Annotated in this window: 19 protein-coding genes and 1 riboswitch; of the genes, 7 read left to right on the top strand and 12 right to left on the bottom strand. The window is 36.6% G+C overall.

Annotated elements, in window-relative coordinates; all coding sequences use genetic code 11:
- Positions 1 to 614 precede the first annotated feature (614 nt).
- From GHC26_RS12400 to GHC26_RS12410, 3 genes are all read right to left on the bottom strand, one after another.
- Positions 615 to 1,790 carry an acetyl-CoA C-acetyltransferase gene (locus GHC26_RS12400; protein ID WP_163971584.1) on the bottom strand — a complete coding sequence of 392 codons (1,176 nt, stop codon included), beginning with the start codon at positions 1,788 to 1,790 and terminating at the stop codon, positions 615 to 617.
- A gap of 21 nt (positions 1,791 to 1,811) precedes the next feature.
- Complete coding sequence (locus tag GHC26_RS12405) at positions 1,812 to 4,217, bottom strand: 3-hydroxyacyl-CoA dehydrogenase/enoyl-CoA hydratase family protein (RefSeq protein ID WP_163971585.1); 2,406 nt, start codon at positions 4,215 to 4,217, stop codon at positions 1,812 to 1,814.
- Between the two features lie 632 nt (positions 4,218 to 4,849).
- Positions 4,850 to 5,350, bottom strand: coding sequence for a PCYCGC motif-containing (lipo)protein (locus GHC26_RS12410; protein WP_163971586.1), 501 nt, complete (start codon positions 5,348 to 5,350; stop codon positions 4,850 to 4,852).
- A gap of 179 nt (positions 5,351 to 5,529) precedes the next feature.
- Between GHC26_RS12410 and GHC26_RS12415 the strand changes: the two genes are divergently transcribed.
- From GHC26_RS12415 to GHC26_RS12440, 6 genes are read left to right on the top strand one after another with little or no spacing between them, the layout of a single operon-like run.
- On the top strand, positions 5,530 to 6,483 hold the full coding sequence (locus GHC26_RS12415) for a metal ABC transporter solute-binding protein, Zn/Mn family (protein WP_163971587.1): 954 nt from the start codon (positions 5,530 to 5,532) through the stop codon (positions 6,481 to 6,483).
- A gap of 29 nt (positions 6,484 to 6,512) precedes the next feature.
- Positions 6,513 to 7,256, top strand: coding sequence for a metal ABC transporter ATP-binding protein (locus GHC26_RS12420; RefSeq protein WP_163971588.1), 744 nt, complete (start codon positions 6,513 to 6,515; stop codon positions 7,254 to 7,256).
- Between the two features lie 17 nt (positions 7,257 to 7,273).
- Positions 7,274 to 8,125 carry a metal ABC transporter permease gene (locus GHC26_RS12425; protein WP_163971589.1) on the top strand — a complete coding sequence of 284 codons (852 nt, stop codon included), beginning with the start codon at positions 7,274 to 7,276 and terminating at the stop codon, positions 8,123 to 8,125.
- Entirely contained in the window at positions 8,122 to 8,535 is a 414-nt protein-coding gene (locus GHC26_RS12430) for a Fur family transcriptional regulator (protein WP_163971590.1), read from the top strand. The genes GHC26_RS12425 and GHC26_RS12430 overlap by 4 nt, the downstream gene beginning before the upstream one ends.
- Entirely contained in the window at positions 8,532 to 8,909 is a 378-nt protein-coding gene (crcB, locus tag GHC26_RS12435) for a fluoride efflux transporter CrcB (protein WP_163971591.1), read from the top strand. Before GHC26_RS12430 ends, crcB begins: the two co-directional genes overlap by 4 nt.
- A 3-nt stretch (positions 8,910 to 8,912) precedes the next feature.
- Complete coding sequence (locus GHC26_RS12440; RefSeq protein ID WP_163971592.1) at positions 8,913 to 9,263, top strand: fluoride efflux transporter FluC; 351 nt, start codon at positions 8,913 to 8,915, stop codon at positions 9,261 to 9,263.
- Between the two features lie 20 nt (positions 9,264 to 9,283).
- On the opposite strand, the gene GHC26_RS12445 is transcribed toward GHC26_RS12440, so the two are convergent.
- From GHC26_RS12445 to GHC26_RS12455, 3 genes are read right to left on the bottom strand one after another with little or no spacing between them, the layout of a single operon-like run.
- The gene (locus GHC26_RS12445) at positions 9,284 to 10,480 is read right to left on the bottom strand and encodes a DUF4129 domain-containing protein (RefSeq protein ID WP_163971593.1); all 1,197 of its coding nucleotides are present in this window, start codon (positions 10,478 to 10,480) and stop codon (positions 9,284 to 9,286) included.
- The gene (locus GHC26_RS12450) at positions 10,470 to 11,687 is read right to left on the bottom strand and encodes a DUF58 domain-containing protein (protein WP_163971594.1); all 1,218 of its coding nucleotides are present in this window, start codon (positions 11,685 to 11,687) and stop codon (positions 10,470 to 10,472) included. Before GHC26_RS12450 ends, GHC26_RS12445 begins: the two co-directional genes overlap by 11 nt.
- Positions 11,684 to 12,637 (bottom strand): AAA family ATPase, encoded by a 954-nt coding sequence (locus GHC26_RS12455; protein ID WP_163971595.1) that lies wholly within the window; start codon positions 12,635 to 12,637, stop codon positions 11,684 to 11,686. The genes GHC26_RS12450 and GHC26_RS12455 overlap by 4 nt, the downstream gene beginning before the upstream one ends.
- Before the next feature lie 193 nt (positions 12,638 to 12,830).
- On the opposite strand from GHC26_RS12455, the gene GHC26_RS12460 reads away from it, so the two are divergent.
- Positions 12,831 to 13,400: a YitT family protein gene (locus GHC26_RS12460; protein WP_163971596.1), complete on the top strand. Its 570-nt coding sequence runs from the start codon at positions 12,831 to 12,833 to the stop codon at positions 13,398 to 13,400.
- Between the two features lie 212 nt (positions 13,401 to 13,612).
- Here the strand turns inward: GHC26_RS12460 and GHC26_RS12465 are convergent, their stop codons facing one another.
- The 6 genes from GHC26_RS12465 to GHC26_RS12490 form a co-directional block, all read right to left on the bottom strand.
- Complete coding sequence (locus GHC26_RS12465) at positions 13,613 to 15,115, bottom strand: BCCT family transporter (protein WP_163971597.1); 1,503 nt, start codon at positions 15,113 to 15,115, stop codon at positions 13,613 to 13,615.
- Positions 15,116 to 15,242: 127 nt separating this feature from the next.
- Positions 15,243 to 15,932, bottom strand: coding sequence for an ECF transporter S component (locus GHC26_RS12470; protein WP_163971598.1), 690 nt, complete (start codon positions 15,930 to 15,932; stop codon positions 15,243 to 15,245).
- On the bottom strand, positions 15,908 to 17,545 hold the full coding sequence (locus GHC26_RS12475) for an ABC transporter ATP-binding protein (protein WP_163971599.1): 1,638 nt from the start codon (positions 17,543 to 17,545) through the stop codon (positions 15,908 to 15,910). The genes GHC26_RS12470 and GHC26_RS12475 overlap by 25 nt, the downstream gene beginning before the upstream one ends.
- Entirely contained in the window at positions 17,518 to 18,447 is a 930-nt protein-coding gene (locus GHC26_RS12480) for an energy-coupling factor transporter transmembrane component T (protein WP_226376937.1), read from the bottom strand. Before GHC26_RS12480 ends, GHC26_RS12475 begins: the two co-directional genes overlap by 28 nt.
- Positions 18,405 to 19,232, bottom strand: coding sequence for a DUF4430 domain-containing protein (locus tag GHC26_RS12485; RefSeq protein ID WP_163971600.1), 828 nt, complete (start codon positions 19,230 to 19,232; stop codon positions 18,405 to 18,407). Before GHC26_RS12485 ends, GHC26_RS12480 begins: the two co-directional genes overlap by 43 nt.
- Before the next feature lie 58 nt (positions 19,233 to 19,290).
- Positions 19,291 to 21,309 carry a DUF4430 domain-containing protein gene (locus tag GHC26_RS12490; protein ID WP_163971601.1) on the bottom strand — a complete coding sequence of 673 codons (2,019 nt, stop codon included), beginning with the start codon at positions 21,307 to 21,309 and terminating at the stop codon, positions 19,291 to 19,293.
- 161 nt (positions 21,310 to 21,470) lie between these two features.
- A riboswitch (cobalamin riboswitch) is annotated at positions 21,471 to 21,663 on the bottom strand.
- Positions 21,664 to 21,834: the final 171 nt, after the last annotated feature.

The following is a 21,834-nucleotide window of genomic DNA, read 5'->3' on the forward strand; positions in this document are numbered from 1 at the left end:
TGTATATTGTGCGCAGTAAATGATGTTTAGAGCATTTATTCGTTTCGGAAATATACTTCGCTTTCACCAGGGGCATAAGTGCGACATCTGTTCAAACTTATGTTTTCACAGTGTCTTCTTTACCGCGGGTGTCCCGTAAGCCTCCTCGTGCTAGCGCCCTGTGGGGTCTCACCGATCTCCTACTTCCCGCAGGAGTCTTCGTGTTTTTCCTCTGCTAAGTTGTGCTGCCCTCATTTTTATCATTACTATTGACCATATAACAGTTGATCAAAGCGAATGATAGACATTGTCAATATTGTGCCTTTTTAATTTAGAAAACTATTCGAAGCTGTGGAAAATGCGAGACTCCTACGGGAAAAGGAACAGTCTGAAGACCCCACAGCGAGCGCATTTTGCTCGCGAGGAGGCTGAAGCGTTCCCCGTGGAAAGCGAGTGTTTTCCACAGCGTTGGTTTAACACTCACCTTATAAAGAATGTAAGGAAGCTATGCCAAACATTTGCAGCGTATAATCCATCTTATATGCATGAGGTTTCATACCTGATATCAACAATCTTTGCGAAAACAGCCTTTGAGAAACTAATTTTCCATATATCACACAGGATGAATGCATCAATTACAAGAGTTCAAATACACCTGCAGCCCCCATACCACCACCAATGCACATGGTAACGACACCAAATTGAACATTTCGGCGTTTCATTTCATAGGCAAGACTTAAAGTTAGCTTTGTTCCCGTACATCCTAATGGGTGTCCTAATGCAATCGCACCCCCATTAACATTAACAATTGCAGGATCTAAATTAAGTGCATCGATTACGCGTAGAGATTGTGATGCGAATGCTTCATTTAATTCAAATAACCCGATATCAGAAAGTTCTAGGCCAGCAATTTTTAGTGCTTTTGGAACAGCCTCTACTGGACCAACTCCCATAATTTCTGGTTCAACACCTGCTACTGCAAAGGAGTGAAATTTCACTAATGGTTGTAATCCTTCTGCTTCTGCTTTTTCACGGTCCATGACAAGAACAGATGCAGCACCATCACTCATTTGCGATGCATTTCCTGCAGTTACCGTCCCTTTTGCATGAAATGCTGGACGTAATTTTGCTAACACTTCTGTTGACGTTCCAGGACGAACCCCTTCATCCATATCAAATGTCATCGTTTTCTCTTCAATTTTATTGTTCTCTCCAACAAACCAATTCGTTACCTCAACAGGTACAATTTCGTCTTTAAATTTACCTTCTTGAATTGCCTTAGCAGCTCGCTCATGACTTTGAACGGCAAATTTATCCTGATCTTCTCGTGAAATGGAAAAACGATTTGCCACTTCTTCGGCTGTATGGCCCATCCCCATATAATAACCTGGTGCATCTTGAACCAGTTTTGGGTTAGGCTTTACTACATGACCTGGCATTTCAACAAGACTCATTGACTCTGCTCCACCTGCGATGATTGTATCACTTGCTCCTACCATAATTCGTTCTGCTCCGTAAGTAATACTTTGCAAACCAGAGGAACAATAACGATTAATCGTAATACCTGGAACAGCTTGATTCAAACCAGCAAGACCAGCAATATTACGTGCCATATTCATTCCTTGCTCTGCTTCTGGCATGGCACAACCAATAATGACATCATCAATATTTCCGTTATAATTCCCTGCTCGTTTTAACGTTTCCTTTATTGTTAATGCCGCTAAATCGTCAGGCCTTGTATTTGCTAATGATCCCTTTTTTGCTTTTCCTACAGGGGTTCTGGCACCTGCTACAATAACTGCTTCTCTCACATTTCTTCCCCCTCTTTCAAATTAGTTCCGTAATGGCTTTCCTTTCAGTAACATGTGTTGCATTCTTTCTTGTGTTTTTGGTTCTCCTATTAAACTTAAAAAGGCTTCACGTTCTAAATCTAGCATTACCTGTTCATCAATTAAGGTTCCTTCTTTAATCCGGCCACCTGATAAGACATAGGCTAATTTTTCAGCAATTTTCACATCATGATCTGATGCATACCCACTAAATTGTAGTGACTTTGCTCCAAGTACCATAGCAGCATAGCCAGGGTCTCCTACGACTGGGATTTTCTCTCTTCTTGGTGTACGGTATCCAGCATTTTGTAATGCAAGTACCTTTTGCTTCGCATCATGCAGCAAATGATCTGGATTTGCACTGATACTATCTTTTTGATCTAAGAAGCCATTTTCCCTTGCTTCAGCAGCTGATGTTGACACTTTTGCCATCGCTACTTTTTCAAAGACATCATTTGCAATTTTCGTTAAATCAATATCTACTCCTTTAGGCAGATTGCGAAGTTCCTTTAAGTAAAGTTCCTTCGTTCCACCACCACCTGGAATTAATCCGACACCAAATTCAACAAGACCCATGTATGTTTCAGGTGATGCTTGAATGGCAGCTGCTGGTAAGGAAACTTCCGCACCACCACCTAATGTCATATTAAATGGTGCTGTCACTACAGGTTTTGGTGAATATTTAATATTCATTGCCATGTTTTGAAATTGGCGTACAACCATATCTAATTCAAAAAAGTTAGCATCCTGTGCTTCCATAAGCATCATGCCAAGGTTAGCACCGACACAGAAGTTTTTCCCTTGGTTTCCAATGACAAGTCCTTCAAAATTCTTATCTACTTCTCCGATTGCAAAGTTAACCATTTGAATAATATCAAGTCCAATTGCATTACTTTGTGAGTGGAATTCTAAACCTGCGACCCCATCTCCTAAGTCTATTAAACTAGCACCCGTATTCTTTTTAATGACCCCTTTAGCATCTTTTAATCGCTTGATATTAATCTCTTTTGGATTAAATTGTTGTTGTTTATATTCGCCTTGATCATAGTAATAAACATTACCTTTATCTGATTTGTAAAACGACTCATAACCATTATCGATCATCGTTTGGATCCATTCTGGAATACTTTCCCCTTCTTTTTGCATCCGTTCTACACTTTTTGCTAATCCGATTGCATCCCATGTTTCAAATGGACCTATTTCCCAGCCGAACCCCCATTTCATCGCATCATCAATGGAGACAATATCATCAGCAATCTCACCAACAAGTTCTGCTGAATAAAGTAATGTCGGTTTTAAAATAGACCAAATAAGATCTCCTGCACGATCACCTTTAGCAGATACAAGCGCTTTCAATTTACGATGGGAACCTTTTTCCTGTTTGACCATCTCCACTGCTGGTGTTTTTAACTTTTTACGGTCCTCATATTCAAATGTCTCAGGATTCAACTCATATATCGTGCTACTGCTACCATCTTTTCCTTTTTTCTTCAAGAAAAATCCTTGGCCACTTTTAGCACCAAGCCAACCGTTTTCTTGCATCTTCTCCATGAATGATGGAATAGCAAATATTTCTTTTTCGTTTCCTTCTACTTGATCATAGACATTTTTGGCAACATGAATAAATGTATCTAATCCAACTACATCTAATGTACGGAAAGTTGCACTCTTTGGACGCCCAATCATTGGTCCTGTTACAGAATCTACCTCCCCTACACTATAACCACCATTTAACATTTCTCTCACGGTGACCAATAAGCCGTACGTACCAATTCGATTTGCAATAAAGTTTGGTGTATCTTTTGCTTCTACTACACCTTTACCTAACACATCTTCAGCAAATGTTTTCATAAATGCCAACACATCAGGATCTGTATCCTTTGTAGGAATAACCTCCAACAATTTTAAGTAGCGTGGTGGATTAAAAAAGTGTGTACCAAGAAAATGCTTACGGAAATCCTCTGAACAGTCTGCAGCCATTTCTTCTACTGATATCCCAGATGTATTTGAACTAACAATCGTACCAGGTTGTCGGTATTGATCCACATTAGCAAATACTTTCTTCTTAATGGATAGGTTTTCTACAACAACCTCAATGATCCAATCCACATCTTTCAATTTTTCCATATCATCTTCCATATTACCGACTTCGATTAAATCAAGGCTTTTCTTTGTTGTAATTGGCGATGGTTTTTGTTTTAATAGCGCTTTTTTACTTTCCGATGCAATGCGGTTTCGTACTACCGGGTCATCCAAGGTTAACCCCTTTTTAGCTTCTTCTTTCGTTAGCTCCCGTGGTACAATGTCAAGCATTAATGTCGGTATACCAACGTTTGCCAAGTGAGCAGCAATACCAGACCCCATCACACCAGAACCTAATACAGCCGCGCGCTTGATAGTCTGCTTCATATTTATCCCCCTATCCTTTTTTGAATGAATACTCATTCATTTTACGTGATAAAGAAAACTTGGCTATTGCCAAGTACAAGTGCTAACGCTGTTAAGCATTACACCTACCTTGGTTTCAAAACTTTAGCATATCCTCTTTCACACTAAAATTTTATCTTTCCAAGTCATTCCATCATATTTACTATCTATATTCTACTATAAAATAATTTCTGACATTTCGCAATAAAAAATAATAAAAAATTAATTAATTGTAATTTTTAATAATTGATTGGCTTTGAAAACATAGGCTGTTTTCTAAAAGTTTGTTGCTCTTACAAGTATAAATCTTCTAGTTGATGTATGATGCAAAGTAAATAGTGCTGTTGATTTCCGCTACGGACAGCTGCTTTCACCACGGGCATAAGTGCGACATCTGTTCAAACTCTCTTTTGTCGTTTTCACAGTGCCTTCTTTACCGCAGGCACGGCCTCAGCTTACTCAGAAGCAAAAAGCGCTTCTTGCGGGGTCTTCGGACGCGTGCTATTCCTACAGGAGTCGACTGTCCTTCGCTCCAAAAATTTCTTATAATTTCCTGGCTGGAGTGATGAGAAAAAACTGGCACAATCCATGCCAGTTTTTATCTAATGATTTTTCTATATTTCAGGCATTGGGGTTGGTGTTGGATCAATATCATTACCACTATATATTTCATCAATAAAGTTTCTTATATCAATCAAGGATTCTCCTTCTTCATATTTTGCTACAGCAGTCTCAGCGATTTCAATACATATCCCACAACCGAATCCCATACTATCTAATGTTGCGATATTTCCTTCAAATTGATCAACAAAACAATGGGTATTGTTTTCATGACCATCACTCTCATAACAACCACAATAACATGGCATATAGTCTAGAACATCTGCATACTGTATAGCTAGCTCATAAGCGTTTTCAACTCGAGGGTTATCTACTTCTTGAAAGAATTGAACCATCATTGGGGACCATGCTTCTCCATCTATATTATAGGAAAGGCCTTCTAATGATTCATCAATGACATGATCAGTAGAATTATGTTCTGTATTCTCTTGCTCATTCGAACAGGCTACAAGTGCAACAACCAATAGACTAAATAAGAAAATATATCTTTTCATTTTTTGTACCCCTTCTTGTGATTTTCTTCTATTATAATATCGAATAATCCAATCTTTTGGGTGTAAAAATGTGGACAAATTTCAACATATAGGGATCGTAATCATTTCTATTTACAAATCGTAATCATTACGATAATATGAATGAAGATTACTTATTGATAATAGAAAGGAACGCTATCATGAAATTAATGCAAGCTATTTTAATCGTTATTATCCTTTCGTTAACTATGTTTGGTTGTACATCAGATAATAAAGAATCAGCCAATGATACGATAATAATTCACACGTCGGTCTACCCGATCCAATATATAATAGAACGAATTGGCGGTAATACAGTTCAGGTCGAATCGGTATATCCACCTGGTGTCGACGCGCATACGTATGAACCTACATCAAAAGAAATGACGGATATTGCAAAAGGCGATGCTTTCATCTATTTAGGGGAGGGACTAGAAGGTTTTGCGGAAACTGCTGCTGAGGCCTTAGCTGAACAAGACTTAGTATTTATTGAACTTGGGAAATTTGATGACCTTTTCCATATGGAAGAAAACAACACACATAAAGAAGAAAATGAACACAAGCATGATGCACATGATGGACATAACCATGGTGATCACGATCCGCATATTTGGTTAGATCCGATTCGAATGATGGAAATGGCTAGTATTTTAAAAGAGACATTAATGGAAATCAATCCTGCCGGTGAAGCAACATATACAGAAAATCATCTTCAATTACAGGATGATTTAGAGAAGTTAGACGAAGAATATAAACAAATATTCCAAACGAAGGAAAATAAAAATATTCTAGTTTCTCATGCAGCTTATGGGTATTGGGAAAAACGATATGGTTTAAAGCAAATTGCCATCAACGGACTTTCTTCTAGTAGTGAGCCATCCCAAAAGGATCTAACAAAAATCATTGAACAAGCTGAACAATATAATTTAAATTATATTATTTTCGAGCAAAACAGCTCTAATCGTGTTTCTGAGATTATCCAAGATCACATCGATGCAAAGGCAATGCAAATTCATAACTTAGCTGTACTAACTGAAGAAGATATAAAAGAAGGTAACGATTATCTATCCCTTATGTATGATAACCTAGCCGTCCTTGACCAAGTAACTAATTAAAGACAAATTTCAAGGAGTGACTGTCACCTATGATTACGATGAAAGATGTTAGTTTTCATTATGAGAATAAAGATGTGTTAAAGAATATTAATTTTGAGATTCCCCGTGGTGCATTTATGGGACTTGTTGGACCAAACGGCGGTGGGAAAACGACTCTAATAAAATTAATTTTAGGGCTGCTTAAGCCAGATAAAGGAGACATTTTTCTGTTTGGTGAACCAATCCATAAATTTAAAGCATGGAACAAAATTGGCTTTGTCTCCCAAAAGTCTAACTCCTTTAACAAAGGCTTCCCTGCAACTGTTTATGAAGTTGTTTCCATGGGCTTAACTGCTAAAATTGGCTATTTCAAATTTCCAACGAAGAGGCATAAACAAAAAGTCCTACATGCAATCGATCAAGTTGGGATGAAAGAATATACCTATGAAAATATTGGTAATTTATCTGGTGGACAACAACAACGAGTCTTTATTGCACGATCACTCGTTAGTGAACCTGAATTACTAATATTGGACGAACCAACAGTCGGGGTGGACTATGAAAATGTACAACGATTTTATGAGTTATTGCATGATTTAAATACGAAAAAAAATATAACGTTATTACTTGTTACGCATGATACAGGAACAATGACCGAGTACGCGACAGATATTGTTTGCTTAAACCAAACTCTACATTTTCATGGGGATCCAGAAGCTTATTGTTCGTTAAGTGAAACAGAACTTTCTAAATTTTACGGGCACCCTGTCAATCTCGTCACACATGAACATTAACAGTTGGAGGAAACACGATGTTAGCAGATATCATACAATTTGACTTTTTACGCAATACATTCTTAACAGGAATAATAGTTGGAATTATTGCACCACTACTAGGTACGTTTATTATTGTTAGACGTTTATCTTTAATTGCCGACGCCTTATCACATGTCACATTAGCTGGTATTGCATTTGGTTTATTATTAGAAAAGAAATATATGGTAACACTCTCCCCTTTATATAGTGGGATGGCTTTTTCTGTTATGGGTTCTATTTTTATTGAAAAGCTACGACGTGTCTATCAAGCCTATCAAGAATTAGCTATACCGATTATTTTATCGGGAGGTGTAGGTTTAAGTGTTATCTTTATCTCTCTAGCAGATGGGTTCAACACAGACTTATTTAACTATTTATTTGGTTCTGTTTCGGCCGTTAGCAAAAATGACTTTCTAATGATTACTGGAATTTCTATCGTCATCATGATTGTAATTACCCTGTTTTATAAAGAATTATTTTCCTTGTCCTTTGATGAAGAACATGCAACTGTATCAGGGATCCATGCAAAATGGATTCACTTACTATTTATTGTCTTGACTGCTTTAGTAATCGCAGTATCCATTCGCATTGTTGGTGTGCTCCTCGTATCTGCATTAATGACATTGCCTGTGGCTGCAAGTATGCGAATTGCCAAAGGATTTAAACAAATGATCGGTTTCTCCATTGCATTTGGCGAAATTGCTGTTATTATAGGATTAATAAGTGGTTATTATTTCAGTATCCCACCTGGGGGTACAATTGTGATGGTAGCCATTATCATTTTATTACTTTCTATTAGTGTAAAACGGATAACGTTTCGAACACAAAGAAAGAGGGATCGTAAATGAATAGGGATGAAGCAATCGATCTATTAAAACAAAAAGGCTATAAAGCAACTGGTAAACGAAAAGATATTCTTTGGTTTTTTGAAGAAGCAGATGGATATCGAACTGCAAAGGATCTTACCCGTTTTATGGAGAATAATTATGAAGGGATTAGCTATGATACAATCTACCGAAACCTACATCTATATCATGATGTAGGCATTTTAGAAGCGACTGAACTAAATGGCGAAAAGCATTTTCGGATGAATTGTACGAAACACCATCATCACCATTTCATCTGTAAAGATTGTGGGAAAACAAAGGAAATCGCTGTATGTCCAATGGATGATGTAATAAATGCTCTTTCTAATTACACAATAGAAGATCACAAGTTTGAAGTATATGGCTTATGCCCAGCATGTAAAACCGCATGACACAAAAAGCGTATATCCTTATAGGTATAGGTGGTATGATTGGTGCTATTGGCCGGTATAGCCTGTCCCTTTTATTTGCCAATGCAGCGATTTTTCCATATGGAACGATAGTTGCTAACCTAATCGGGTGTTTTCTTCTTAGTCTATTACTGAACCATCCAACTATAAAACAAAAGCTGTCACCGGAGCTTTTTATGGCGTTAGGAACAGGAGTCATTGGCTCCTTTACAACATTTTCTACCTTTTCTGTAGAGACCATACAACTTTGGGACACATCTGAACTTTTAGCAATTGCCTATGTGTTGATCAGTGTCATTGCTGGTTTACTTTTTAGTTTGCTAGGTTATACATTAGCTAACAGGAAGAGGTTTTAGAAAATGAGCTTTTTATATGTTGCCCTAGGAGGATTTGTTGGCAGTATCCTTCGAGGGTATATTGCCATCAAATTTAATAAGCGATTAATTGGTACCTGGATTGCAAATGTTAGTGGATCCATCATGTTAGCATTTCTTCTTCATTATTATAGAATCGACATACTCCCCTCTGAGCTTTGGTTTGTTTTTGGGATTGGCTTTTGTGGTGCCTATACGACTTTTTCCACATTCGGTCATGAAACACTCCAATTACTCATTAACGAGGAATTCCGTAGTGCCATCTTTTATGTCATCAGTTCATTCCTTATTTCGATTTCCAGTGTTATTCTCATCCTCCTACTACTTTCTAATTAGAATTCTCATTACCAATTAACTTATGAATCCTTTAATGTTGTCTTAATCTTGCTCATAACTTCCTGTAGCTGTCGCACTTCTTCATCTTTTACTTCTAGCTCCCCATACCTCACCTTTTGATACACATCTAGTTCCGAATCAATACCGATCCGTTTAACCCACTCCTCTACTGTTTCAGATGGTTTACGAGCAAATGGACTATCTGCAAGACGATGCTCTAACTGATACACCATTTTGCGGACAGGATGAGTTGGACGTTGTTTATAGTTTCGAAATATCCGTTTCAGAAAATGGTCCTTCTCTTTTTTAACTTGATCCAACTGTTCGTAGCTAACATGATTATCTTGGACTTGACCAGGTGTTACTGCAAATTTTCTTTTCCATTGTCTTGCAATTAGATATAGCACTACTGCCGCAATCACTAGGATAATTCCCCAGATGATATAGGGGATAATAACTTCTATTAACGGCGTATCTCCTGTTTCTCTACTCTCAAAGATTCTTTCTCCCTGTTCGATTATGGACTGTGAAGAATCTTGTTCCATTGGTTCAAATGTAATCACTATCGACTCTAGGATGTTAGCAATAAAGGTAGTAACAATACCTAATATATAGGTTATTCCTTGCCACACTTTCGTTAAGACAAAACGAGCTATATCAAAAGTATATAACAAGGACACCGCACCAACTAAAAACATAGCCGCAATAAAAAGTCCTAAAGAATAATTCATTTGGGTACGATCTGATTTCTGTATGACAGATAAGTGTCCACTAATATACCCAAAAATGAGAATCAAAAACTGAATAAAAACAAAGATGATAATTTCGATATCCGGAATAAAAAGCATTAATCCAATCGAAAGAAATAATGTCAATTTAAGATACATATTTTCTCGTTTCACATCATCTTCGTTTCGAATATTCATATACCGCCACGTTAATACACTAGCAAATAAAACCGTTAAAAATAAAGGAAATCCAACTAAATAAAAACAGATACCAATGAGCGGTGCAGTGAAGATATACCACATATAACTTCGCGTTACATACGTATAAACCGAAAACACAATGCACGTAAGAATGGCGATTCCAATATAGCCCCAATATGGTATCCAATTATAATTCAAGTACATAATCGGTAATGTTACGAAAAAAAGAAGGATTGCCTCACTCATATAATGATAAGCATATAGGATTATTCTTTGTTTAGGTTGCATGCTGTATTGCATCCTTTCCCCATCGTTTCATGGCAGCAGAATCACCAATTCTTTCAATATGAACAATATGATGTTGCATCCGTTCCCAAGACTTGAGGGTCGATATCGCCTCTTCTGGAATATCTCCAATTAATACAACGGTTTTTGGTTTTAAAAATTGGTGTCCTATACGATGAAGCATTTGATGAAAAGGAATCATCATCGGTTGTTGATGGATACGTGCCAACATTTCTAGCGCATGGACATAGTGTGTTTTCCCTTCCCCTTCTGGTAAATGGAGATAAGGTACTTTACCAGGTTTTCTGGCGTTTATTGCTATTTCAAACGGAAACCCTTTATCTGTTAAATACTGACATAAATAGGCTGTATATGCTATGTTATCCTCCATGTCGCTACTTACTTCATTCCAAGAAAAACTGTTTTTTGTCCCTACATTAACGAGAAAAACATAAGACATGTCGACTACATTTTCATATACATTTGTTTGCAATTCTTGTGTTTTAACAGATGCTTTCCAATTGATACGATGAAATGGATCACTATATTGATAATCTCTTGTGCCAAGCATGCTTTGTGTGTCTTCAAATGGAGAAAATGGGCTTCTTTGTGCACCAGGTGTTAATTGAAAGCTTGCTTCTATTCCTTGAATTGGTTTAGGTTTTGGAAATACGACAAACTCTAGATAAAAAAATGGGTTAAATTTTAAGGTAATATGATCAAAATGAAATAAATGAGGAAATGTGTACTCAATGTTTCGAATTCTAGCTACTCCTCTTTTGGTTGCACGAATAGGAATTTCAATAGTTGTCTTTCGCTTTCCAATAATAGATAATGGGATCCTTAATTGACTTCGATGCCTATCATGATCAACGACATAGTCAAAAGCATCCACCGTTTGATCGATTCGAAATTGTAAATGACCATTTATCATTGGAAAAATGGATCGATTTTCTAATGTAACTGGTAATACACTATTCTCATCTACAAATAACCGAATAGATTTGCGGGGGTTTTTTAATTCCAGCCTTTTATCAATTGTATGATTATACAGTTTATTTAATAGTAAATAAGCAACAAACAGCCCAATGACCATAAAAAGAATCGAACGTTGCATGATAAAACCAATTAAAGCAAGAATGACAATTGCTGTTACTAGATAGTCCATATTTTTTGTATAGTCATAACCAAATTCTTTACGCCACATCATGAAGAGGGCATCCCTTCTTCAACTGGCACAGGAACTTCAGCTAAAATTTCTTCTACTACTTGTTGCGGTGTTTTTTTAATAGCCCCATCCATCGTTAATATGAGTCGATGCTCAAACACAAATGGGATAAGTGTTTTAATATCTGCTGGGGTAACATAATTTCGTTCTTCCATAAATGCACGGGCTTGTGCTGCACGCATTAATGCAAGAGCACCCCTTGGACTAATACCAAGTTCAACATCACGATGCTCCCTTGAATGGTGGACAAGCTGTAATAAATAATCGGATACAATGTTTGATAACGTAGCTTGCTTTACATTCTCTTGAATGGACTGTATATCTTCTAAAGTCAATGATGCCTTGAGGTCTACTAATGGATCCCTTGTGCGATATGTATGTAAAATTCGTTTTTCTTCCTCTTTTGAAGGATAACCAAGATCAATTTTAAACAGAAAACGATCTAGCTGTGCCTCTGGTAATGGAAACGTACCATAATTACTTTCAACAGGATTTTGTGTTGCAATGACGAGAAATGGCCTGTTTAACTTAACTGTTTCTCCATCAATGGTGGATTGGTACTCTTCCATGACTTCTAATAGACTTGATTGTGTTTTTGGTGTAGCTCGGTTAATTTCATCTGCTAAAAAAACATTGGTTACAACTGGACCAACTCGCATTTGGAATTCCTGCGTTTTTGGGTTGAAAAAGCGAATTCCTGTTACATCACTTGGAAGAACATCTGGTGTAAATTGCACTCGGCTATATTCTCCATCAATCACACGAGCAAAACTTTTTGCTAGCTTTGTTTTTCCTGTGCCTGGCACACTTTCTAGCAAAATATGACCTTCAGCCAATAAAGCAACAAACAATAAGTCAATGACATCTTCTTTCCCAAAAATGACTTGGTTCAATGTATCTTTAGCCTGCTTCATCTTTTCTAATTCCATCATATGTCAACCTCTCTATTTGTCAGTGGAATGAATTCGTCAAAATAAATGTTAGATAATTAATACTATTATTACATATCTTTCTCATGAAAAAAAGGGTAAATCTTAAGTTAAAATCTTTCCTCATGTTTATTGATCTTTTATCATATTTATTTTAAGAACGGGATTAGGGACAAGTTAGACAGGAGACATTAACATGATAAAACGATTTTTTGCAATACTGTTTGGCAGTACCTTTATTGCAATCGGTGTGAATTATTTTGTTGTACCACATCACCTTGTTGATGGTGGAATCATTGGCCTTGGTCTAATCTCAAAATACGCATTCGATCTAAAACCAGGTTTCATGATTATTTTGCTGAGTATTCCATTATATTTTATTGCATTTCTTCGTTTTCGTACTTATTTTTACAATGCATTACATGGTTTATTGGTTTCATCCTTTTTTATTGATTTATTTCATCCTATCGCAGCATGGAATACATCAACTCCTATTTTAATTAGTTCCCTATCTGGCGGACTATTTATTGGGATAGGTGTTAGTACACTATTATTAACAGGGACAAGCACCAGCGGAACAGATCTGCTTGCATTAATGATATCCACATCAAGAAGTGTGAATGTTGGAATTATTACGATGATTATTGATGCCAGTGTTATTTTATTAGGTTGGTTTATCATCCATGAAACAACTATTCTTTATTCCGGATTAATGGTAACCATGAATAGCTTAACCATCTATACCGTTAATCGTTATTTTGATTAAATAACTCCCACTTACAATAAATGGAGAATTAGCTTGTAGAGTAAGTGGGGAGTTTTTTCATTTGTATAAATCAACTTATAGGACCTAGCAGATCGGTTAGCTTGAGGAGGCTCAACAACTACCCGCGGCAAAGAAGACACTGTTAAAACAAGCAACGTGAGTTTGAACACTTGTGCCGAAGTGGTGAAAGCGAAGTGTGTTAAGGCTGTTATTTAACTTTTCTGTTCCTTTTTAGCTTGTTCCTTTTTTAGCATCCGTAAGAAGGCAACAACGATAATTAACAAAATAACCGTGAACGGCAATGCAGAAATGAGGGATGCTGTTTGTAATGCATCTAACCCACCAGCTAATAGTAGCACAACCGCAATGGCGGTAATAAGAATCCCCCAAAGAATTTTAACAAACAATGCAGGATTTAAACTACCTTTTGATGACATACTTCCTAAAATATAGGTTGCAGAGTCTGCAGATGTCACTAAAAATGTATAGATCAATAGGATAGACAATAAGGACAATATGGTAGATAACGGAAGATCCCCATATGTCTCAAACAATGCCACAGCAACATCCTCATTAACTGCTTCTGCGATAGCAGTGCCCTGATTTAAATCACTAAAAATGGCAGTTCCGCCGAATACCGCAATCCATAAGCAGGCAATAACCGGTGGAACAACCAATACACCGAACACAAATTCTCGAATGGTTCTCCCTCTCGATACACGTGCAACAAAAGCACCAACAAAAGGAGACCATGCGATGGCCCATGCCCAATAGAATATGGTCCAATCACGTACCCATGTACCACCTTGATATGGTGTTAAACGCAAACTATACTGCACAAAATTTGTTAAATAATCTCCTAGGCCTAATACGAATGAATTTAAAATAAAAACGGTTGGACCAGCGAAAAAGACAAATAAAAGTAAGACAAGACAAAGGCCTAAATTTAGATTACTAAGCCATTTAATCCCTTTATTCAAGCCTGTACTTGAGGAAATTAAATAGGTCACAAGCATAATCCCAGCGATAGCCATTTGAATCCAAATAGTATTTGGGATATCAAAAACATTTTTTAATCCACCATTCATTTGCAAGATTCCAAGACCTAATGATGTGGCAACCCCCATAACAGTCGCAATAACCGCTAAAGAATCAATTGTATTGCCTACCACTTTATTCAAACCGACAACTGGTTCAATCGCTGTGGAGATCAAACCACGTTTATCCTGCCTAAATTGGAGAAAGGCAATAATTAAGCCAACAATCGCAAAGACTGACCATTGACTAACACCCCAGTGAAAGAAGGAATATTGCATTGCTACTCGGGCTGCTTCTTCTGATTGTGGTGCTACTTCAGGGAATGGTGTAATAAAAAAGTGACTCATCGGTTCAGCCACACCCCAAAATACAAGTCCTGCACCAAATCCTGCCGAAAAAAGCATCCCAATCCAAGTAAAGAAAGGATACTCTGGTCGTGATTTGGCAGGGCCTAATCGTAGTTTACCATATTTACTAATCGATAGCCCAATTAAAAAGAGCACAAACACGAATACAGCTATTAAATAAAACCAACCAAAATTGACGGTTGTAAAATTAAATAATGCGTTTGCAACTTCCCCAAATCGAACAGGCATAATTGCACCAACAAGCACTAATAGTAAAATAACAGTTGCAGAAACATAGAATACGGCATTTTTATAGGAACGTCTTTCCATTACCAAAATCCTTTCCGTCACATTGTAATGAGAAAAAATGTCTATCGGTTAGTTTCCTATAAATCCACATATTTATACAATTAAAAGATGACCCTCCTCATAGAGAAAGTCATCTTTTCATTACACTTTATATTTTGTTAAATAAACCATACTTCCGTTTAAAACGATTTAATATTTTGATCCAAGCTTTACTAAAAAGAAATAGAAAAAATACATTTGATAATGCATGTGCTAAATCGAAATAAAAGCTCGTACTATTATATAGTAAAATCGTCTTCCAGTTTACTTCTTGAATAACGCCTATAATAAACCACAAATTCATGAACCATCCAAAAAGAAATCCCATTACCAAACCATAAACACATCTACCAAACATGCTTTTCATGATCCACGTATAACGCAACGAACCAGCTATCAGTCCTATCATCCCCCAGGCATACATTTGCCATGGGGTCCATGGACCTTGTCCTAAAAATAAATTCGAAACAATGGCTGCTAGTACTCCGATGACAAAGCCACTTTGTGGACCTAACACAATAGCTGCCACGATCACGACAAATGTAGTTGGTTGCACACTTGGTAAAGCACTGAAAGGAACACGGCTTACTGCAGCAATTGCTCCCAAAATCGCTAACATAACTAATTCTCTACTTGTTATCTTTTGCTTGGAGAATCGAATCATAAAAGGCATAAAAGAAGCAATCATAATTAAAAAACTTAATAAGATATAATGACGTGTATTCCATAATGGAAATCCGATTAAAATCACTAAGATAATGAAAGATATACAGATTAAGACCCACTTTGATTTTGCCATGTTTTCTTCGCCTCCTCTAATGTCACAGCAGAAGGAACATGACTATCACGTGTAATTCGACTTATAGCAGTAGTATAATACGCATTTTCTAAGAAAAATTCCCTTGTGTTTTCTGTCACCGTAATATTACCTTGAAATAGCATACTACATTTTGTCGTATGTTTCGCAGCAAATTCGATATCATGTGTGACCATTATAACCGTTAAACCTTCCTCTACTAAGTCCGTAATTAACTCGCCAAACTCATCTTTAAAATCTGGATCCATTCCTTTTGTCGGCTCATCAATCAGTAGTAATGAAGGGTTAGTTAACAATATCCCTATTAATGCCGCCTTTTGTAATTCTCCACCACTTAAATCATATGGGTGTCGATTTTTTAAATGCTGGATTTGAAACTTTTCTAACAGATAATCTATATCTTTTTCCTTTTTAGGCTGCTTCTGGACAATCTGTCTATATTCCTTGATTAGAGAATCCTGTAAAAAATAGACTTTTGGATTTTGTGGCAAATACCCGATTATTGTAGGATCCAATTGCTTTACTTTTTTCCCATTTAATTTTATGTAACCATGCTGGGGCTTCAATATATTTCCGATTATTTTTAGTAAGGTTGATTTCCCTGTTCCATTTGCGCCTACAATTGCCATCCATTCTCCATGATTAACCGTAAAGGATAAGTTTTGTAATACTGGTGGGGTATGTTTTGTATACTGGTAATCAATTTCCTTTAACTCTACTAATGGATTTCCTTTTGCTAGTCTTGTTGGTTCTAGTTGTTTACCCGATATCTTCTGATTTAATAACCATTGTCTTGATTCTTTTACAGTAATGGGTATCTCATCTAAACAAATATCAGGATTAAAATCTAAATAGACTAATGCTGTGGTTGGTAAAAAGTTCCGCATGTTATGATGTAATTTACCAACGGCATGCCTTGGTTCTGTATCCACTGTTATTTTTCCATTATCCAGCATCATGACGCGGTTTGAAACAGCGAATAACTCCTCTAAGCGATGTTCGACAATGATAATCGTGATGCCAAATTCATCATTTATCCGCTGCAGGAAATGAATGAATTCCTTGGAAGCGATAGGATCAAGTTGAGCAGTGGGTTCATCCAGTAAAATGAGCTTTGGGTTTAATAATAATATGGAGGCTAAATTAATTAACTGCTTTTCCCCTCCCGATAATTCACTTGTCTTTTTATTTACTAGATGGTTTAGTCCAAAGAAGTGGACCATTTCCGCTACTTTCTTTCTCATTTCTGTTGTTGAAAATCCTACGTTTTCCATGCCAAATAATAGTTCATCCATGACATTGTCCATCACAATTTGATTTTCTGGATCTTGAAATACCATGCCAATTTCCTTTGCAATATACAACGGATCATGTTCCTCTATCGATTTCTTTTGATAAAAGAATGTACCCTGCTTATCGCCATATGGCGCAATTTCCTTTTTTATTAGTCGTAATAATGTAGATTTCCCACTACCAGATGGTCCACAAAATACAACAAAATCGCCTTTATATATTGTAAAATTTATTTCATTAAGTACACTTTCTGATGCATCGGCATAGGTGAAATTTACACCTTTTGCTGATAAAATTTCCACTTCATTACTTCCTTTCCTTCTGCCCAAATGGGAAATCCAATTAATAGCAACCAAATCGTAAAATAAAACCATTCTCTGCCATACAACCATAGAGGTTCTAGTATAGGCAGAAGCATTAGTACACCATCGCCAAGCCACCATCCAAAAATGATAATAACGGTTGCAACACTTATAAAACTCAGTGCAAAGGTGTCTCTTTTTTGCATTGCATAGGCTTGGTACTTACTTCTTTTTTGAAGTCCATAGCCTCTAGCTGCCATGGAATCAGCAGTTTGTATAGCTTCTTCTAATGAGAATGTTAAGAGTATTTGCATTAGTAACATGCCATTTCTCGCACGCTGCCTGATAGATCCATGTTTAATGGACATACCTTTAGATTGTTGAACCTGTTCAATATCCTGTAATCTTCTTTTTAATAGGGGGACAAACCTCATCGCTAACATGGTAAGCAGTGCCCATTTGGGAAGCCACTTTGAAAAAAGAAATAAAAATTTATCCGCAGTTATAACCATGTTGAACGTAACGAAAATCATTATAATACCGATTAGAGTTAACGCTATCACAACTCCTTGTATCATTGCCTCCAGCATGATTGGGTTATTAAATAAATAAAATTCAATATGATTTCCTCTTCGGTTAAATAGTGGTGTGAGAATGAGGATAAAGGTACACATGATCACAATCATCCATCCCCACTTTTTTAATTGCTCCCCTTTATCAAGCAAGTAATTAAAACCAATAAGGAGGAAAACTGCTGTTAAAAGGAAAAAAGGATGTTGATAAAGCATGAGGCTTGTAATCACAAAAACATAATAAACCAATAAAACGAATGGGTGGAACGACCTGAATCCCCTAACCATTAATTGATCCCATTTTCCAGATAGTTTTTTGTATAAATCCATTGAATCGATTGACCTGGTTCAACTGGATAATCTCCTGTACTTCGATCAATAAGTACACCATCTACGCGAATTAACCAACCGCTTAAAGGACCTTCATCGAATTCATAGAGATTATCAATACCTTCCATATACGCTGTTGCATTAGACCCACGAACACTTAGTTGAATCCCTTTTTCTTTAGCTATTTTTTGTGTTACATCGAGAACAGTATCGCCATCTTTCATCGCTACTTGAGTTGAAGGTAATATCGTTCCCTTCACATCACCGGGAGTTGTAATCGAAATGGTAACTGTTTTCTTTGGTTGACTTGATTCATCATTCGATTTTTTATCATTGTTATCTGTTGTTTTATTTTCTTTAGATGAATTGGTTTGTTCCTTTTTTGTTGATGACTTTTCGGTAGTTCCCGATTTACTCGCATTCTCTTTCTTTGAAGATTCATTTTTTTCGATAGAATTGGCTTGGTTATTTTTTATTTCATCAGAATCAGTAGTTTGTTTATCATTAAATTCGGAGGTAACATTATTATCCTGTGATGTCTCATCATTTTCATTGGAAACTTCTAAGTCTTTTTTCTCTTCGTTCTCTGAGTTGTTCTTATCGGATTTCTCGTGGTCTGGTATATCTTTTTCTTCTAAGTCGATATCTGTTACTTCACTATGCTTCGATGAAGAATCTACTTTTTCTGCTTGTGGGGTAACGTCATCTTTTGCACATCCTACCGTAAAAATAATGAATAAAATAGCAATCATAATGACAAGAGAATTTCTCAACTGAGTATACATAGTGAACCTCCTTTCATGGATAGAGGGTAATCTATTAGTGATAGATTACCCAATATATTTATGCGTTGGTTCTTTTTCGGCGTTGAACAATAAACAGAATTACACCACCAGCTAGTAATACCATTCCAAATCCCAGTAGATTGTATATGTCTGTTGCAGTATTTGGTAATTTGTCTCCGTTGTTATTCGTATCCGTAACTTGGTCTATAGTTGGTTCAGATTTAGTTATATTACTATTTTGTTTAGACTGCTGATTTGTTTTAGATCCTGAATTTGCACCAGTTTCAGACTCTGTTTCAGACTGATTTTCTACATTTTCTTCCTTGTTTCCTGATTCATCTGGTTTAGATGGATTTTCTGGCTCACTCGGATTACTTGGTTCCACAGGATTATTTGGATTTTCTGGTGTGTCACTGTTATCCTCATCAGATGCTATCGGAAATTGATAAACTAACCCACCATCATTTAGTTGTTTTTGGTAGGCAATTAACGCTAACAATGCCTGTTGTGTTGACATTCCCATTGATTGTTCGTCATCTATAATATGACTAAATCCACCATCATCCTGTTTGAACTTCAACAAATGTTCGACTAAATTTCCGCCATCCTTTGTAAATGCATCACTGGTTGGATCTATTCCGACTGAAGTCAAACCTGTTATAACTTGGGAGACAGATTCACTTGTATCCCCACCATTAAATTCTTCATAGTAACCACTTGTATCATCCTGCTCAGTAGATAAATAATTTACTGCTCGGTCAATAGCTTGTTTAACATCTTGACGATCTTGATAAGGTGCTAATGCTGTTAATACCATCCCTGTAATATCTGCAGTAGGACGATCACCAAAAAGGGCCCAGCCGCCATCATCCTGTTCATTATCAAGAATAAAATCAATTAGTAGATTTTTATCTTCTGTAGGAACCTTATATTGACCACTATCAAGTGCTAATAGGCCATAGATTGCCATATTGATAGATGGATTTTCAAAATTTTTATGGTTTATTAGTTTTTCTACTAGATTATAGCCTTCAACAGATGTGGCATCGATCCCCGCAGCAGATAACCCAATAATTACTTTCTCTAAATCGAAAATGCTACGAAATTCTCCATCTATTTCTTTCACTTCATCCTTAACACTTGCTACATAAGTTTCGGGAAGCACTTGATTTGTATTTGCTAATCCCCATACCCACCATTCATTGCCGTATGTCAAATCGATATTATTTGCATTCGTATAAGTGATGATGTCATTTATACTTTTTTGAATTGTTTCATAGCTTACTGTGGATGATTCAGGGTCATTCGGTTCTTCTATATCACCTTCACCAGTTGAATCCTCTCCACCAGTATCAAACGTTTGAACCGTTAACTGTACATGTTCATCTGGCTGAACCTGATGAGCCACAATACCAACACTTAATGTTTGATCGTCTACCGCAATATTCCAATAGTCGCCTTCTCCAAGTTCTGTTCCAGCAATATTATTGATAAACGTAAAGTACTGGTTGTCGATTGATGCATCTATCGTTACGTTGTTTTCCTTAGCTGCTTGAAATAACGCATCATAAGCAGTAGCGCCTTCCATTAAAGTAACTGTTGTTTCGGGAATAACAGCGTTACCATCTTTATTATGTGCTGATACTGTAACATCAACAGATGGAGTAAAATTCTCTGTTAGCGTGAAAAATAAATGTTCACCATTTGATACTTCATAGGAGGAAGCTCCAACATCTGGACCTATCCCGTAAACATTAAATGACCAATAAAAGGGATCTGAACTTACAACATCTCCTATCCCCGTTAACATCTTTCCAAAATCATATTCATCATAGTGTACTTCTAAATCATGTATCTCTCCTGCTTCTACCAACACGTCAAAAGCAGTATCTCCCTCTTCAATCCCAATCGCTGTTAAAGGAAGTACATCCTCCCCATTTTCATCTAATGCACTAATAGTAACTGCATCTTCTACTGTTTCAGCATCTACTACTTGCGGTTGTATATATGCTAGATTACTAATGATTAATAGAACAGAAAAAACAATCGCTATACGTTGAAAATACGTTTTACTCATAGATAAATTCCTCCAAGTTTTTACATTTTTTGCAAAAAAACCATAAAAAAATACATCCCCGTTTGAAGAGATGTATGCGTTATACAATGCTTATGCGACATTATGTATAGGTAAACCTAACAAAAATCATGCGCTAGCACACCTCCCTATCCGCGTAGGTTGAATGGCGTAAAAAATAGGCAGGTCTCCTGGCTCATGATCATCATTTTCTATTACCTTCCCATCTGGTGACAGTGGTATTTTAATAGAAAACTCCCATTTACAGTGGCGGGACCGCGCCGGGTTTGCACCGGACTTCCCTTTTAATGATTTAAAAGCTTATGTTTTAAATCAACCCATTTTTCCCTATTCAATTAACTTAACCTTAATTAACTTTTTCTTCAAAGTCAATAGATACTAATATTTTTAAAACTCTATCTCCTATCAAAAAAAGCGTATGACTTCTATTAAGAAAGGTACCGACCCCCGAAAGTTAGAGTAATAAATCTAACTTTCGGGGGTGTTTTTTGTGGCAAAATATAGTGA

This window comes from Oceanobacillus halotolerans (assembly GCF_010993955.1).
Classification (GTDB): Bacteria; Bacillota; Bacilli; order Bacillales; family Amphibacillaceae; genus Oceanibacillus_A; species Oceanibacillus_A halotolerans.